15 protein-coding genes and 4 tRNA genes are annotated in these 15,045 nt (G+C 41.7%); 8 read left to right on the top strand and 11 right to left on the bottom strand.

Annotation, left to right across the window (positions count from 1 at the left end; genetic code table 11):
• Positions 1–171 precede the first annotated feature (171 nt).
• Together MMU05_RS16430 and MMU05_RS16425 are read left to right on the top strand one after the other, a co-directional pair.
• The gene (locus tag MMU05_RS16430) at positions 172–534 is read left to right on the top strand and encodes a hypothetical protein (RefSeq protein WP_241142767.1); all 363 of its coding nucleotides are present in this window, start codon (positions 172–174) and stop codon (positions 532–534) included.
• Between the two features lie 255 nt (positions 535–789).
• Positions 790–1,446, top strand: coding sequence for a porin family protein (locus MMU05_RS16425; RefSeq protein ID WP_241142766.1), 657 nt, complete (start codon positions 790–792; stop codon positions 1,444–1,446).
• Positions 1,447–1,521: 75 nt separating this feature from the next.
• Here the strand turns inward: MMU05_RS16425 and MMU05_RS16420 are convergent, their stop codons facing one another.
• The 4 genes from MMU05_RS16420 to MMU05_RS16405 all read right to left on the bottom strand — a co-directional run bounded on the left by MMU05_RS16420 (position 1,522) and on the right by MMU05_RS16405 (position 5,144).
• On the bottom strand, positions 1,522–2,268 hold the full coding sequence (locus MMU05_RS16420; RefSeq protein ID WP_241142765.1) for a 3-keto-disaccharide hydrolase: 747 nt from the start codon (positions 2,266–2,268) through the stop codon (positions 1,522–1,524).
• A 2-nt stretch (positions 2,269–2,270) separates the two neighbouring features.
• Positions 2,271–2,699 carry a c-type cytochrome gene (locus MMU05_RS16415; protein ID WP_241142764.1) on the bottom strand — a complete coding sequence of 143 codons (429 nt, stop codon included), beginning with the start codon at positions 2,697–2,699 and terminating at the stop codon, positions 2,271–2,273.
• 21 nt (positions 2,700–2,720) lie between these two features.
• Positions 2,721–3,773, bottom strand: coding sequence for a sugar phosphate isomerase/epimerase family protein (locus tag MMU05_RS16410; protein WP_241142763.1), 1,053 nt, complete (start codon positions 3,771–3,773; stop codon positions 2,721–2,723).
• A 204-nt stretch (positions 3,774–3,977) separates the two neighbouring features.
• Positions 3,978–5,144 (bottom strand): Gfo/Idh/MocA family protein, encoded by a 1,167-nt coding sequence (locus tag MMU05_RS16405; protein ID WP_241142762.1) that lies wholly within the window; start codon positions 5,142–5,144, stop codon positions 3,978–3,980.
• Between the two features lie 272 nt (positions 5,145–5,416).
• Here MMU05_RS16405 and MMU05_RS16400 point away from each other — a divergent pair, with 272 nt between their 5' ends.
• The 5 genes from MMU05_RS16400 to MMU05_RS16380 all read left to right on the top strand — a co-directional run bounded on the left by MMU05_RS16400 (position 5,417) and on the right by MMU05_RS16380 (position 10,781).
• Positions 5,417–6,667: a nucleoside permease gene (locus MMU05_RS16400; protein WP_241142761.1), complete on the top strand. Its 1,251-nt coding sequence runs from the start codon at positions 5,417–5,419 to the stop codon at positions 6,665–6,667.
• Complete coding sequence (locus MMU05_RS16395; RefSeq protein WP_241142760.1) at positions 6,664–7,539, top strand: hydroxypyruvate isomerase family protein; 876 nt, start codon at positions 6,664–6,666, stop codon at positions 7,537–7,539. Before MMU05_RS16400 ends, MMU05_RS16395 begins: the two co-directional genes overlap by 4 nt.
• A 22-nt stretch (positions 7,540–7,561) precedes the next feature.
• Positions 7,562–9,241, top strand: coding sequence for a GMC oxidoreductase (locus MMU05_RS16390; protein WP_241142759.1), 1,680 nt, complete (start codon positions 7,562–7,564; stop codon positions 9,239–9,241).
• An 18-nt stretch (positions 9,242–9,259) separates the two neighbouring features.
• A complete protein-coding gene (locus MMU05_RS16385; protein ID WP_241142758.1) occupies positions 9,260–9,820 on the top strand; it encodes a gluconate 2-dehydrogenase subunit 3 family protein in 561 nt (186 codons plus the stop codon).
• A 61-nt stretch (positions 9,821–9,881) separates the two neighbouring features.
• Positions 9,882–10,781 (top strand): sugar phosphate isomerase/epimerase family protein, encoded by a 900-nt coding sequence (locus tag MMU05_RS16380; protein WP_241142757.1) that lies wholly within the window; start codon positions 9,882–9,884, stop codon positions 10,779–10,781.
• 183 nt (positions 10,782–10,964) lie between these two features.
• Here MMU05_RS16380 and MMU05_RS16375 read toward each other — a convergent pair whose 3' ends face one another.
• The 5 genes from MMU05_RS16375 to MMU05_RS16355 form a co-directional block, all read right to left on the bottom strand.
• Positions 10,965–11,618 (bottom strand): MCP four helix bundle domain-containing protein, encoded by a 654-nt coding sequence (locus MMU05_RS16375; RefSeq protein ID WP_241142756.1) that lies wholly within the window; start codon positions 11,616–11,618, stop codon positions 10,965–10,967.
• A 204-nt stretch (positions 11,619–11,822) separates the two neighbouring features.
• Positions 11,823–11,895 (bottom strand) — tRNA-Lys (locus MMU05_RS16370).
• A 138-nt stretch (positions 11,896–12,033) separates the two neighbouring features.
• Positions 12,034–12,107 (bottom strand) — tRNA-Arg (locus tag MMU05_RS16365).
• Between the two features lie 10 nt (positions 12,108–12,117).
• Positions 12,118–12,191, bottom strand: a tRNA-Pro gene (locus MMU05_RS16360).
• 41 nt (positions 12,192–12,232) lie between these two features.
• A tRNA-Lys gene (locus tag MMU05_RS16355) sits at positions 12,233–12,305 on the bottom strand.
• A 162-nt stretch (positions 12,306–12,467) separates the two neighbouring features.
• Between MMU05_RS16355 and MMU05_RS16350 the strand changes: the two genes are divergently transcribed.
• Positions 12,468–13,196 carry a tetratricopeptide repeat protein gene (locus tag MMU05_RS16350; protein WP_241142755.1) on the top strand — a complete coding sequence of 243 codons (729 nt, stop codon included), beginning with the start codon at positions 12,468–12,470 and terminating at the stop codon, positions 13,194–13,196.
• Positions 13,197–13,199: 3 nt separating this feature from the next.
• On the opposite strand, the gene MMU05_RS16345 is transcribed toward MMU05_RS16350, so the two are convergent.
• Positions 13,200–13,826, bottom strand: a complete 627-nt coding sequence (locus MMU05_RS16345) for an LON peptidase substrate-binding domain-containing protein (RefSeq protein WP_241142754.1) — start codon at positions 13,824–13,826, stop codon at positions 13,200–13,202.
• A 154-nt stretch (positions 13,827–13,980) separates the two neighbouring features.
• Positions 13,981–14,988 (bottom strand): type I glyceraldehyde-3-phosphate dehydrogenase, encoded by a 1,008-nt coding sequence (gene gap, locus MMU05_RS16340; protein ID WP_241142753.1) that lies wholly within the window; start codon positions 14,986–14,988, stop codon positions 13,981–13,983.
• Between the last annotated feature and the right edge of the window lie 57 nt (positions 14,989–15,045).

The raw sequence follows: 15,045 nt of genomic DNA, 5'->3' as shown, positions 1-15,045 counted from the left end.
CTTCAGGTAGTTGCTCAAAAAACTACTCATTGGATGTTGCCACCAGGGGGATGTCAAATCTGAAAATAAAAACCAAAGGCAGGAATCAGAAACTTACCCAAAGAGCATAAAAAGTGAAATAAAAAAATATCAGAATTTTCTTAAATTCGACTTTCACTCAAATCAATCGAAATGAAAAAATTAGCCTTTATTCTCATCTTATTCTTTGTAGTAAAAACCGATTTTCTATTGGCACAAACCGCCATAAATGTAAAAGGAAAGTGGATTATGAATGTTGAGACAAATATGGGGAGCGGTTCGCCGACATTTGTGCTTGACCACGTGGACGCCACCAACCTGAAGGGAACCTATACCGGTCAGTTGGGAGATTCCGAAGTAAAAGGAACACTCAAAGGCAATACCATTCACCTTGAATTCAGCATAAGTGGAGAAATCATCGAATATGACGGTACAGTGACCGGAAATGAAATGAAGGGTAAAGTGAAATTGGGAACAATGGCTGAGGGAACATTTACCGGAAAAAAGAAGGAGTAATATGGTTTATTAATCCATCATCCAATCCTATATGTTGTTGACCCATTCATATTTTGAAGAAAAAAATATTTCAGAATTATATCCTGATAGTGACCATGTTTCCAAGAGATAAACATCATTACCTGCCAAGGATGGAAAACGTAGTTTTATAAATAGAGAAACGTACTAAAAAATTAAATGAAGTAGGACATAAAATGACGCTTCCAAAGTTTTTGATTTAATCAATAAGAGAACAACTTTATAAACCCTATTAAAATGAAAAAATCAATTATTCTTATCGTATTGATGGTATTGAGTGGATTTGGATTTGCTCAGGGACTTCGTGTCAATACCTATGCGGGTTATGTTTTCCCGGACAGTTTTGATAATTATTATTCTGCAAATTCCTATGCCCAAGGGCAAATCCAAGATGGATTCAGATGGGGTCTGGGATTGGAATATGCCATTCCCGGCAACCGTGCCATCGAACTTCAATATAAAAGGCAAGACACCACTGCTCCGACGACCTACCGGGATCCGAATATAGGCGGGGGTGGGCTTAATGCTTCAAATTTTGAATTGGGAATTAACTGGATCATGTTGAATTTCACCAATTACATTCCGCTCAATGAAACTGTCGAACCTTTTGTTGGAGGAGGTTTGGGTATGGGAATTTTTAACGTGAGAAATCCGGGCAACGGAAATACCAATAACTCAACAAAATTTGCTTGGAATATCAGAGGAGGATCCAACTTCTGGGTAGCTGACAATGTAGCTATCAGAATTCAGGCATCTTTATTCTCAGCTGTTCAATCAGTGGGGGGTGGATTATTTTTTGGTACAGGTGGTGCAGGTGCAGGGATTGCAACTTATTCAACTATGTACCAATTTGGATTTGATGGAGGTTTGGTTTTTAGGCTTCCTGGAAAATAAATTGCTTTCCCCAATAAACAACAAAACCCGAGCCTTGGCCCGGGTTTCTTTTTTTTCAATGAATTTTGTAGAAATCTACAGCTTCTTGATTCTGATGTTTTTAAACCAAACTTCATCACCATGGTCTTGAAGTGCGATCTTACCTTTCTTGAAAGTACCGAATCCAGGCATGTCTTTGAATTTGCTTTTGGCGATCAAAGCTTCCCATTCAGGAGTCCAAAGTGTGGTAGACACGATCATGACACCGTTAAGGTGAAGTTCAAGGTTACCGTCTTTGGCGATGATCTCAGCAAGATTCCATTCTCCAACAGGCTTGACCGTCTCTTCACTGCTGACGATCAGGTCATACAAATCACCTGCACGGTGGCTGACGATCTTGGCATCAGGATGTCCATTATTGTCTAGAACCTGCATTTCCATGCCGGTATTCCAAGGATAGGTGTATTCGGGTGCTTCATGCACAAAGAAGATAATGCCGCTGTTTCCGTTTGGAGCTATTTTCCACTCCACTTGTAAGTGGTAGTTGTCAAACTCCTCATTGGTCACGATGTCACCACCGTCACCTGTTTGCCAGCCGGCTTTGTTGGTGGCATCAAGGTAAATGGCGCCATCCTGAACTTTCCAGGCTTTGCCGACTTCTCCCCCACCATATTTGGACCATCCGTTAAATGAAGTTCCATCAAATAGGCTGATCCATTCAGATTCAGGAGCAACAGTTTCAGCTACCTCTGCAACCTCAGTTTCCTCGGTTGCCTCTTGGTTTCCCCCACAGGCAAATGCCATGGAAGCTGAAATCAGAAATATAAATGCTTGCTTTTTCATTCTTATCTCTTCAAAAGGAGAACATATTTCACCATAGCTTCTACATCTGCAGGATCGAGATGAGGATGGGCAGTCATTGGAACTTCGCCCCAAGTGCCTACGTGGCCTTCGATAACGTGCTTTGTAAGCAAAGCAATGTTTTCAGGTGTGTTTTCATATTTAGCAGCCACATCAGCATAAGATGGCCCTACGACCTTTCTTTCCACCATATGGCAAGCAGTACATGCCGCTTCTTTGGTCTTTGCCTGACCTGCGATGAAGATCGGGTCGTCTTTGTATTTATCCTCCAAACTTACGGGAGCCGCAGCAGGCGGAGGAGTGGTGACCGCAGTCTCCGTGGTGGCCGTTTCGGAAGTAGAACCTCCTCCACAGGAGTAAGTCAATGCGGATGCGGCTATCAAGCCAAGTGTCAATGATTTAATCAGTTTCATAAAATATTGGTTAACGGTAATTTAAATTCCTAGGATTTTTTTGTTGAAAGCCTCATCAGCTCCGGCTGCAGCAAAATCATCAAAAGCTTTTTCTGTAACTCTGATGATATGGTCTGCAATAAATGGAGCTCCTTCAAGTGCTCCCTGCTCGGGATGTTTGATGGCACACTCCCATTCGAGTACAGCCCAACCTGAGTAGTCGTACTGCGAAAGTTTGCTAAAGATACCACTAAAATCTACTTGACCATCTCCCAAGGAGCGGAATCTTCCGGCACGCTGCACCCATCCTTGGTATCCGCCATAGACACCCTGCTTGCCTGTTGGATTGAATTCCGCGTCTTTGACATGGAACATCTTGATTCTTTCGTGATAGAAATCAATGAATTGAAGGTAGTCAAGACACTGCAATACAAAATGACTTGGGTCATACAGGATGTTTGCGCGCTTGTGGTTGTTCACTTTCTCCAAAAACATCTCGAAAGTAATACCGTCATGCAAATCTTCTCCGGGATGGAGTTCATAGCAGACATCGACGCCATTTTCTTCAAAAGCATCCAAGATGGGCATCCATCTTTTTGCCAATTCTGTGAATCCTGTATCGACCAAACCTGCCGGACGCTGTGGCCAAGGATATACAGTCTGCCACATCAATGCGCCTGAGAAAGTAGCATGGGCGTTAAGTCCTAGATTGGCTGAGGCTTTGGCAGCGAATTTCAGCTGTTGGGTAGCCCATTCAGATTTTGCTTTGAGATTTCCGGCAAGGTTTGCAGGAGCAAAGCCATCGAAAAGCTCGTTGTAAGCAGGATGGGTCGCCACCAACTGACCCTGAAGGTGGGTTGAAAGTTCGGTGATTTGCATGCCTGTGGCATTGACGATGCCTTTGATTTCATCGGCGTAGGTTTTGCTTTCGGCGGCTTTTTGGAGGTCGATCAATCTTCCATCCCAAGATGGAATCTGTACACCTTTGTATCCGGCTGCTGACATCCACTCACAAATACTTTTCAGGCTGTTGAACGGTGCTTTGTCATCGGCAAACTGTGCCAAAAAAACTGCAGGTCCTTTTATGGTTTTCATAGGTTTATTTTTTTGATTTTAAGATTGGAAAATTTCAAAATTGGAAAATTGAAATGGTTTAAATGTTAAAAGATTAGAAGGTTTTAAAGTTGGTTAAGGTTTGTCCAATACTTTAAAAGAATTCAGAACTTGGTACTTGATACTTAGTACATAGTACTTTTTTCTTGTCTCTCGCTTCTCGCTTCTAATCTCTCGCTTCTACTTTTAATATTCGACAGTAAACGGTGTCCATTTCTGATCGGAAGCCGAGCTTGCCAAGACATTTTCGATAAAGGCCATGCCGCGGATTCCATCTTCTGCACCGGGAAAGTCCCACCATTCGGCTTTGGGTTCCTCCCCTTTTCTCAATGCATAAATGCACCTTGCGAAGTTTCTGTAAATATTGGCAAAAGCTTCAATATATCCTTCCGGATGACCCGCAGGAGTTCTGGTATTTTCATTGGCCATGGAACCTAAATAGCCGTTTCCTGCACGGTATATTTCATCCGGCCTGTCAGACCATCTTAGTCTCAGGGTATTATTATCTTCCTGCATCCATTCCAACCCACCTTTTTCTCCATAAACACGGATTTTGAGGTTATTTTCACATCCGGCGTCTATTTGGGATGCTGTAAGAATTCCTGAGGCGTTGTTTTCAAATCGCATCAAAACTGCTCCATCGTCATCGATAGGGCGTCCTGCTACTTTGATATCAAGGTCTGCACAGATTTTTGCTACTCTGATCCCGGAGACATATTCAGCAAGGTTGAATGCATGGGTACCGATATCGCCAAAGCAACCGGCTTTCCCATTTCTGGCCGGATCTGTTCTCCATTCCGCCTGTTTGTTTTCATATTCCAACAGCTTGTGCAACCATCCCTGAGGATATTCCACATATACTTTCCTGACTTCCCCGATTACTCCTTCAGCAATCATTTGCTTCATTTGTTTGATCATAGGATATCCGGTGTAAGTATGTGTCAGGCAAAAAAGCTTGTCACTTTTCTTTATGATTTTATAAAGTTCTTTGGCTTGGTCATAGGTCAAAGTCATTGGCTTGTCAAGGACAACATGGAATCCTGCCTCCAAAGCTTTCTTTGTAGGATCAAAGTGCACATTGTTGGGAGTGACGATGCTGATGATGTCTATCCTTTCGGATTCAGGCAAAGCCAGTTCCTTTTGGATCATTTCGTCATAGGATGAATAAACCCGGGATGGGTCGAGCATGAGTTCTTCGCCTGCCTGCCTGGTTTTTTCAGGATTGCTGCTAAATGAGCCCGCCGTGATTTCTATCAAACCGTCCATCAGCGCCGCACTCCGGTGGATCGCACCGATAAATGCACCTGGACCGCCGCCGACCATTCCCATTTTGAGTTTTTTCTGTGCTGCCATATTATATTGGATTATTGGTTTTCAGGGTTTAATATTTTGGATTAAATTTCTTGTAAGATAATTTATGATTTGTTTTCACTTAAACACGAAATGAAATAAATGACCAATTGCAGTAAGATGTTATGAGTGGTAAAGTTTTGAACCGCTTATTGACTTATTTCATTCGGACTTTCGGAAAAACTAAAATTAAGGCAAAATCCCTGAATTTTAAACATAAAATTGATACTTTACCGCTTCGTTATCTCCGATTTTAACCAATCAACCACGACCTTATGCATTCCGGAACCAGAGCCCAACTTTCTTTCATGATGTTCTTGGAATTTTTCGTTTGGGGTTCCTGGTATGTAACCATGGGTACTTTTTTGGTTACCAATCTTGGTGCAAGCTACACCCAAATAGCCGCCGCCTTTTCCACACAGTCATTTGGGGCCATTATCGCTCCATTTATCATCGGATTGATTGCAGACCGGTATTTCAATGCAGAAAAAATCCTGGGGGTCCTCCATCTGATCGGCGCTGTGTTGCTATACCTGTGCTATCAGGCCACTAGTTTTGAATTGTTTTATCCGTTCATATTCGGATACATGGTTCTTTACATGCCTACTTTGGCTTTGGTCAATTCTGTTTCTTTTAGACAGATGAAAGATCCCGAAAAAGAATTTTCCCCGATCAGGGTTTGGGGAACAATCGGTTGGATCGCTGCAGGGCTTTCGATCAGCTATGTTTTTTTATGGGATGAAGCCGGGAATATGTCCAATGGCTTTCTCAAAAACACTTTTCTGATGGCCTCTATATCCTCTTTGGTTCTTGGCTTATTTTCTTTCACTCTTCCAAAAACCCCTCCAAGGGCCAATAAAAGCGAAAAAGTCAAAATAGGAGACTTGATCGGACTGGACGCCTTGAAATTATTGAAGGACAAAAACTACGCTATCTTCTTTTTATCTTCTATCCTGATCTGCATTCCTCTGGCTTTCTATTTTCAAAATGCAAATCCGTTCTTAGCCGAAATCGGCGTTTCTGACCCTACGGGAAAGATGACTATCGGACAGGTCTCAGAAGCTTTCTTCCTTCTTTTGCTTCCTTTTTTCTTCAAAAGATTTGGATTTAAAATGACCATGATGGTCGGAATGCTAGCTTGGGTAGTAAGGTATGCCTTGTTCTCGTTGGGAGACGCGGGGGACGGACTTTACTTATTAATTATTGGAATAGCCCTTCATGGCATCTGTTATGATTTCTTCTTTGTCTCCGGACAGATCTACACCGATTCGAAGGCCGGAGAGAAATTCCAATCTTCAGCACAGGGACTTATCACCCTGGCAACCTACGGTTTGGGAATGTTGATAGGATTTGCTGTCGCCGGACAAGTCACTGATTTATATTTGAATGCCGATGGTACACATGATTGGAAGTCCATCTGGATGATTCCATCGGGTATTGCTATATTAGTGGTACTGATTTTCCTGATCTTCTTTAAAAATGAAACAATGAACAAAAAACCCGAAATAAAACCTATTGCATCATGACCCAACTCAGCCGAAGAAACAGTCTAAAAAAAATGCTTGTGGGAACAGTGGCCGCCACCGGACTTCCTCTCGTCAGCACCACCCATGCTGAAAGCCTTCCGTATCAACTGAAAGGCAATGTAAACCATGCTGTGTGTCATTGGCCCTTTAATCCGATGACAATCGAAGAGCTATGCATTGGAATCAAAAAAATCGGATTCAATGCCATTGACTTGATAGGCCCAAACAACTGGCACATTCTCCAAAAACACGGGGTGGTTTGCTCCTTATGCAACGGTGCGGATATGGGAATAGTCAAAGGTTGGAATGACCCTAAAAACCATGAACAATTGATCAAAGGCTATGAGGAGGTGATTCCACTGGTTGCAAAGGCCGGATACAAAAATTTGATTGCTTTCAGTGGCAACAGAAACGGTATGGATGATGCGACTGGGTTGAAGAATTCTGCTGAAGGTCTCAAAAAAATCATGGCTACTGCCGAAAAACACAATGTCATGATCATCATGGAGCTGCTCAACAGCAAAGTAGACCATGCTGATTACATGTGTGACAAAAGCGCTTGGGGCATAGAGCTCTGCAAAATGGTTGATTCACCAAACCTCAAACTGCTATACGACATCTACCACATGCAGATCATGGAGGGTGACATCATCAGGACGATCAAAAGAGACCACCAATACTTCGGACATTACCATACGGCAGGCAATCCCGGAAGGAATGAAATAGACGAGACCCAGGAAATCTATTATCCTCCGATTGTAAAAGCTATACTGGAAACAGGATACAAAGGATATTTCTGTCAGGAATTTGTACCAAAGAAGGCAGACAAAATGGCTTCACTTGCCGAAGCAATCAAAATTTGTGATTTATAAGTAAACTCAATTAATAATTATTATGGCAGACAATTCGTATGACGCTATCGTGGTCGGCTCCGGAATCAGCGGAGGATGGGCCGCGAAAGAGTTGACAGAAAAAGGGCTTAAAGTCCTCATGCTCGAAAGAGGACCAAATGTAGTACACAAAACCGATTACAAAACAGCCACACTAGCCCCTTGGGAAGTACCACACAGAGGCAGGAGAACCACCGAGATGATCGATGCGCATCCCAATTTGAAGAGAGATTATGTGCTCAATGAGCTCAATCTTGACTGGTGGGCACACGAATCCGAGTCACCTTATATCGAGACCAAACCATTCACCTGGTTCAGGGGATATCAGGTCGGAGGAAGGTCTTTGCTTTGGGGAAGACAAAGCTATAGACTCGGAGATTTAGATTTTGAAGCCAACCTCAAAGAAGGCATTGCTGTGGATTGGCCCATCAGATACAAAGACTTGGCACCTTGGTATTCTTATGTAGAGAAATTTGCCGGAATTTCCGGAAACAAAGACGGACTGGCACAACTTCCTGACGGTGATTTTCAGCCTCCCATGCCACTCAACTGCGTGGAGAAAGATGTGGCAGAAAGGGTAAAAAAAGCTTTTGACGGTAAAAGACTCGTCACTATCGGAAGAGTTGCGAACCTCACCCAACCATTGGAAGGAAGATCGCAATGTCAGTTTAGGAATAAGTGCTCCTTAGGATGTCCTTTTGGAGGATATTTCAGTACCCAAGCTTCCACCATGCCTGCTGCAATCAAAACCGGGAACTTAACTTTGAGACCTTGGTCCATTGTCACCAAATTGATTTATGACAAAGACAGCAAAAAAGCCACCGGAGTTGAAATCATTGATGGCGAGACCAATCAGACATATGAATTCAATGCCAAGATCGTTTTCCTCTGTGCATCTGCCTTCAATTCGACTTCTATCCTGATGAGATCCGCGACAGATATTTGGCCGGAAGGCTTGGGTAGCAGTTCGGGAGAGTTGGGCCATAATGTGATGGATCACCATTTCAGATTGGGCGCAAATGGAATTGCGGAAGGATATGAAGACAAATATTACTTTGGAAGAAGACCAAATGGGGTTTATATCCCGAGGTTCAGGAATATTGATGGAGACAAGAGGGACTACTTGAGAGGTTTTGGCTATCAGGGCGGCGCTTCAAGGTCAGGATGGAGCAGGAATGTAGCGGAGATGAACTTTGGAGCTCCTATGAAAGAAGCCTTGAGCGAACCGGGACCATGGAGTATGGGAATCACCGCATTTGGGGAAATTCTTCCGTATCATGAAAACACCATCAAACTCAGCAAAGACAAAGTAGATAAATGGGGCATTTCAATTTTGGAAATGGATGCCGAAATAAAGGACAACGAGAAGAAAATGAGGGTTGACATGATGAATGATGCTGCCGAAATGTTGGAAGCTGCAGGATTGAAAAATGTCAATACTTTTGATTCGGGCTACACTTTCGGTCAGGGAATCCATGAAATGGGCACAGCAAGAATGGGAAGAGATCCAAAGACCTCTGTTCTGAACGGGAACAACCAAGTGTGGGATGCAAAAAATGTGTTTGTCACAGATGGGGCATGTATGACTTCCGCAGCTGCTCAAAATCCATCTTTGACCTATATGGCTTTGACAGCAAGAGCAGTGGATTTTGCGGTCAGTGAACTGAAGAAAGGAAATTTATAATCTTTAAAGAATTGAATCATGGCAATGAATAGAAGAGACGCCTTGAAAAGCGTCATTTTGATGATGGGAGGAACAATGGTCGGTGCCAATGTGATCCTTACCGGCTGTGCCCCGGAAGACCAAATCGTAGGCTTGGAGTTTTCTCCAAAGGACATTGCATTTTTGGACGAAATCGGTGAAGCAATCATCCCAACCACCGACACCCCGGGTGCAAAAGCTGCCGGTATAGGTGAGTTTATGGTAATGATGGTGAAAGACACCTACAATGCCGAGCAGCAGACAGCTTTTGTAGATGGTTTGAATTTCATCAGGAAGGATTTCAAAACAAGCAAAGGAAGTGATTTCATGGATGCTACTTTGGAAGAACGCACTGCCTACCTCAACGAACTGAAAGCAAAAGCAACTGCAGATGCTGAAGATAAAAATGCAGGTGTAGTCAAAATGCTTCAGGATTTGACCGTACTTGGATATTTTACTTCTGAAGTTGGTGCTACCCAACAGTTGAGGTATTATGAAGTCCCGGGAAAATACGATCCTTGTATTGAATATAAGCCGGGAGATAAAGCTTATGCCATTTAACTAGTATAAAAATAAAGAGACTGTCTGCGGACAGTCTCTTCTCAATTCAACAAACCCCAGCATGAAAAACAGAAGAAAATTTATCAAGCTTAGCACAGCAATGGGTATGGGAGCATTCATTCCTTTGCAATTTTGCGCACCAAAAAAAGAAAGTGATACCCTTTCAGAAGCAGTTATAAGCGCTTCTACAGGGATATTGGACAATTTCGGACTCCAACTTTATTCTGTAAAAGAAAACATGGCAGAAGACCCTGTGGCGACAATAAAGGCAGTGGCCGGATTTGGTTATACCCAGATCGAAGGATTTGATGGAGGAAAAGGGATTTTTTGGGGCATGAAAAATACCGAATTCAAAAGCCTGACAGAGGACTTGGGTCTAGATTTCTTTGCGTCTCACACCGATACTTATGAAAACTTAGATAAACAGGCAGAAGAGGCGGCAGCTATTGGAATGAAATACCTAATCAATCCTTGGGTGGGACCTCAGAAATCTATGGATGATTTTAAGCGGATCACAGATGATTTCAACAAACATGGTGAAATCTGTAAAAAGCATGGGATCAGGTTTGCCTACCATAACCACGGTTATACTTTTATAGACGTGGATGGTCAGATCCCGCATGATTATATGTTGAACAATACCGATCCTGCCTTGGTAGATTTTGAAATGGATACTTATTGGGTTTATACCGCAGGCAAAGATCCGATTGAATACATCAAAAAGTACCCCAATAGGTTTACGCTAGGTCACGTGAAGGACAAATCCGGTGATTTGGAGTTTTCGGAGCCAAACGGTTCTACGATTATCGGCACAGGTATCATGGATTTCCCTACCATCCTGAGAGCCGGTATGGATAACGGAATGAAATATTTTATCGTGGAGCAAGAAAGGTTTGATGGAACCAACCCAATGGAAGCGGCTGAAAAAAATGCCGCATTCATGAAATCATTGGTATTCTAAAAAAAAAGGCCTGCACATTTGATGCAGGCCTTTATAATTTGTTATGGTTATCCGCTTCTTTGCCAGTAACCCTTTGTTTTTCTTCTAGCTGGACGGAAGACCGAAGTACCGGGCATTTCGGTCTGCAGACGAGATTTAATATATTTATCCAATCTCGTGGCATCTTTGCTTATAAACATATAATTATTCTACAAAATTAGATTTGATGGATCTTGAGGTGTATATCAACAAGTAAATGATCACAATAAGTATCACCAATGCAGCCACTTCAAATTGAGCCCAAATTTTTGATCTATTGACAACTTTTTCTGCGTTAGTGGCCAATTTTTTTCCCTCTTCGATTTGGATCAGGGAAAGCCTTTCCAAATCCAAAATCGCTTTTTCAATATAGGAATTGTATTCTTTTACCTTATCTCCATTTATCCCTGTTTCAGCGGAATACAGAGATTGGTAATCAGCAATCCTCAGATTTTCCTGAATAATCTTTTTGAAGTCAGTCAAAAATCCAGCTTCCGCAATCGTCAATTTGGTATCTTCAAATTCTTTGACAAGATTCAAAATATCAGTCTCATAGGTACTGATCTCCTCCACAACATGGCTATAGTCGCTTTCAAATTGACAGTGGTTTACCAGAAGCTTTATTCTGAACAACTTTTCTGATATCGAAAATATATAACTCTCCACCACCAACCTGTCTTCATAAAAAGTCACAAATGAATTTCCAAGTTCATTGAAATTTCTCCTTTCAAGAATGTTCTTACCAAAAATCATGATAATCAATACCGTCAGGATAATAGCTACTTTAAGTTTTCTTTTTTGGGTAATGGTTCTAGACATAATTTGGGCAGGTTAAGGAGTAAGTTCAGCTCTACATCAAAGGAGTTTACTCAGGAAGGTAGATAGAGTTACAGAAATTTAAACCGAATTAAATTTTTTAGATCCAAATAACCTAAAAAACCTGACATTATTTGATTTTTTAAATTGGGAAGAAAAAGTCTTAGGCCTAAAAACCAAAAAACCTCCTGATTGAGGAGGCTTTTGTGATCCCGCTGGGATTCGAACCCAGGACCCATACATTAAAAGTGTATTGCTCTACCAGCTGAGCTACGGAATCATTTGTCTTGCTCTACCATCTCGATAGCTATCGGGATACGGAATCATTTGTTTTTTGTCGGGAAGCAAAACCGACAATTAGAAACCCTATGTAATAAATTGAGCATCCCTATGGAGAGATGCTCTATAAGTTTTTCTGTGATCCTGTCAGGAATCGAACCTGAAACCTACTGCTTAGAAGGCAGTTGCTCTATCCAATTGAGCTACAGGACCGGTAAACTTGTCGGGGTGGCAGGATTCGAACCTACGACCTCCACATCCCAAATGTGGCGCGATACCGGGCTACGCTACACCCCGAACTTATTCAATCTGTTTTGAAAAATCCTTTGATTTCTCAGTGATCCCGCTGGGATTCGAACCCAGGACCCATACATTAAAAGTGTATTGCTCTACCAGCTGAGCTACGGAATCATTTATTTTGCTCTACCGTCCCGATAGCTATCGGGATACGGAATCATGTTGTATTTTTATCTTACTGATCGTTATCAGGAATGATAATCAGTTACGAATTGATTTGTTTTTTTTTAAATCATTCCCGTAATTGGAGTGCAAATTTAAGCCTCTGAATTTAAAATGCCAAACCTAAACCGAATCTTTCTTACAAAATTTATAATATTTTTATTCGCTTTTATACAAAGCTTTAATTGTCAGGCCAATATATCCAAGCTCCAAAAAGCAGATTCTTTGTTTTCTACCAAGAATTACCAAGAAGCAATGTTAGTTTATGAAGAACTCCTCAACAATGAAGAATCTTTCTCTCCGGCGATGCTTCTGAAGATGGCGTTTATCTCTGAAGGGAAAGGCGATTATTCAAGTGCAAGTTTCTTTTTGGCTAAATATTATGACCAAAACCCAAATCAACGAGTAATCACAAAAATCAAAACCTTGACGGAGCAAGTCAATCTGATCGGATACGATTTAGATGACAGCGACAGACTTTTTAAATTTATTACTGATTTCCAAACCGAGCTTTCGAGTACCTTTTCATTTTTACTCTTTCTTTCATTGATCCTTTTGTTTGTATTTAGGACCAAGGCAGACAAACCGAGGTATTATCTTCCCACTGCAGTGTTGATAATTTTGGTTTTTGTCATCAACAACTTCCTCTCAGAACCCAAAACAGGAATCGTAACAGGAAGCCCAACCCTGATTATGGATCAACCCACAGCAGGCGGAAAATTAATTGAAGTGGTAGAACCGGGACACAGGGTCATTATCAAATCCACAAAGGACGTTTGGTATGAGGTTACTTGGGGAGAAAAGGTTGCGTATGTCAAGAAAGACAATATCACGAGATTATAGAGACTAAAAATCCAAAGGTTCAAGATTTTTGAAATGGCCATTCATCTGGATTTTCTTTTTTGCAATCTCAATATCCCGCATGATGGGGATGATCTTCATCATGTGTCTGATAAGAAATATGATTCTCTCTGACTCCTTTGTCATCAGCAGGAGTTCATATTCTTCTGTCAAGTTCAATCCCAATTTATGGGCATAAGTGAAAGAATTGAGTCGGAGAGGAATGATCTCTGTTTGAAAATCCATCAATCTAAAAAGCTCTTTCAGGTAAAAAATGAATTCCGCATATTGGTTTTCCCCCACCCTTGGGTCGTTGTCATGAAAAACCACGTTGCCACCGGCATACATCTTGTCAGCCATTGGATTTTCGAAGGAAAGCATCTCAAAAACTCTTTTACACCGGGTTTTGATATCCATCCTGCCATCATCATATACTTTTGACACCTCCTCCAATTCGACTTCTGTTCCAAAAGGCATCAACTTGTCTATATATACTGCGATCCCAAAAGACCCTTTTGTGGCCTCAATATCCTTGATAAGCTGCTTGTACCTTGGTTCAAAGATATGGAGGTTCAATTGTTCGCCCGGGAAAGCCACAAGTTTTAGAGGAAATAAAGGAATAAAATTACCCATATGAAGTCTAACCGTACAGGTTGTTTTTGGTTATTTTTATTGATTCCAAATTTGCTGCCAAATACAGAACACTACAGCCTAAGCACTAAACAGAGGTCAAAAAAAAAGACTGCCCCTAACTTGGGACAGCCTTCTTTTACCAAGCTTCTTCCAATTAGGATTTGCTTGCGATATAGGTCAATAGGTCTACGACTTTGTTTGAATATCCCCACTCATTGTCATACCAAGCGATAACCTTCACGAAGGTATCGCTCAATTGGATACCTGCTTCGGCATCAAAAATGGATGTTCTAGGATCTCCGTTGAAATCTGTTGAAACCACTGAATCTTCTGTATATCCGAGTACCCCTTTCATGGTGGTTTCAGATACTTCTTTCATTTTAGCACAAATTTCTTTGTAAGTAGCAGGCTTCTTCAACCTTACAGTCAAATCCACCACTGATACGTTTGGAGTAGGCACCCTGAATGCCATACCGGTCAATTTACCATTGAGTTCAGGAATTACTTTCCCTACTGCTTTGGCTGCACCTGTGGATGAAGGGATGATGTTTTGGGCTGCGCCCCTTCCACCTCTCCAGTCTTTTGCTGAAGGACCATCTACTGTCTTTTGGGTAGCGGTGGTAGCATGGACAGTGGTCATCAAACCCTCTTCGATACCCCAATTGTCATTCAATACCTTTGCAATCGGTGCAAGGCAATTGGTAGTACAAGAAGCATTGGAAACAAATACCATATCTGAAGTATAAGAACCTTCATTGACTCCCATAACAAACATCGGAGTATCGTCTTTGGAAGGTGCAGACATAATTACTTTTTTGGCACCGGCATCAATGTGACCCTGTGCGGTTTCTTTAGTAAGGAAGATACCTGTAGACTCTACTACATAATCGGCACCAACTTCTCCCCACTTCAGGCTTGAAGGACTTTTTTCTGCTGTTACTCTGATTTCATTTCCATTTACTACCAATTTCCCGTCTTTCACAGAAACACTCCCGTCAAATCTTCCATGGGTAGAATCATATTTCAACATGTAAGCCATGTAATCTACATCGATAAGGTCATTGATAGCCACGATCTGAACATCACTTCTATTCTGTGCTGCTCTAAAAACCAATCTACCGATCCTTCCGAATCCGTTGATTCCTACTTTAATTTTGCTCATAGTTATTTTATTTATTGTTGTACTGGTTAGTATCCAAAAAGGAAATTTTTAAGATTA

It is taken from the genome of Cognataquiflexum rubidum (assembly GCF_022538115.1).
Lineage (GTDB): Bacteria > Bacteroidota > Bacteroidia > Cytophagales > Cyclobacteriaceae > Cognataquiflexum > Cognataquiflexum rubidum.
Note: the sequence above shows the minus strand (reverse complement) of the source record. Positions and strands in the feature narration are given on the sequence as shown.

Bases quoted from the DNA above. Each gene is read 5' to 3' on its own strand.
- MMU05_RS16430 (WP_241142767.1), top strand. From the start codon at position 172: ATGAAAAAATTAGCCTTTATTCTCATCTTATTCTTTGTAGTAAAAACC.
- MMU05_RS16425 (WP_241142766.1), top strand. From the start codon at position 790: ATGAAAAAATCAATTATTCTTATCGTATTGATGGTATTGAGTGGATTT.
- MMU05_RS16420 (WP_241142765.1), bottom strand. From the start codon at position 2,268: ATGAAAAAGCAAGCATTTATATTTCTGATTTCAGCTTCCATGGCATTT.
- MMU05_RS16415 (WP_241142764.1), bottom strand. From the start codon at position 2,699: ATGAAACTGATTAAATCATTGACACTTGGCTTGATAGCCGCATCCGCA.
- MMU05_RS16410 (WP_241142763.1), bottom strand. From the start codon at position 3,773: ATGAAAACCATAAAAGGACCTGCAGTTTTTTTGGCACAGTTTGCCGAT.
- MMU05_RS16405 (WP_241142762.1), bottom strand. From the start codon at position 5,144: ATGGCAGCACAGAAAAAACTCAAAATGGGAATGGTCGGCGGCGGTCCA.
- MMU05_RS16400 (WP_241142761.1), top strand. From the start codon at position 5,417: ATGCATTCCGGAACCAGAGCCCAACTTTCTTTCATGATGTTCTTGGAA.
- MMU05_RS16395 (WP_241142760.1), top strand. From the start codon at position 6,664: ATGACCCAACTCAGCCGAAGAAACAGTCTAAAAAAAATGCTTGTGGGA.
- MMU05_RS16390 (WP_241142759.1), top strand. From the start codon at position 7,562: ATGGCAGACAATTCGTATGACGCTATCGTGGTCGGCTCCGGAATCAGC.
- MMU05_RS16385 (WP_241142758.1), top strand. From the start codon at position 9,260: ATGGCAATGAATAGAAGAGACGCCTTGAAAAGCGTCATTTTGATGATG.
- MMU05_RS16380 (WP_241142757.1), top strand. From the start codon at position 9,882: ATGAAAAACAGAAGAAAATTTATCAAGCTTAGCACAGCAATGGGTATG.
- MMU05_RS16375 (WP_241142756.1), bottom strand. From the start codon at position 11,618: ATGTCTAGAACCATTACCCAAAAAAGAAAACTTAAAGTAGCTATTATC.
- MMU05_RS16350 (WP_241142755.1), top strand. From the start codon at position 12,468: ATGCCAAACCTAAACCGAATCTTTCTTACAAAATTTATAATATTTTTA.
- MMU05_RS16345 (WP_241142754.1), bottom strand. From the start codon at position 13,826: ATGGGTAATTTTATTCCTTTATTTCCTCTAAAACTTGTGGCTTTCCCG.
- gap (WP_241142753.1), bottom strand. From the start codon at position 14,988: ATGAGCAAAATTAAAGTAGGAATCAACGGATTCGGAAGGATCGGTAGA.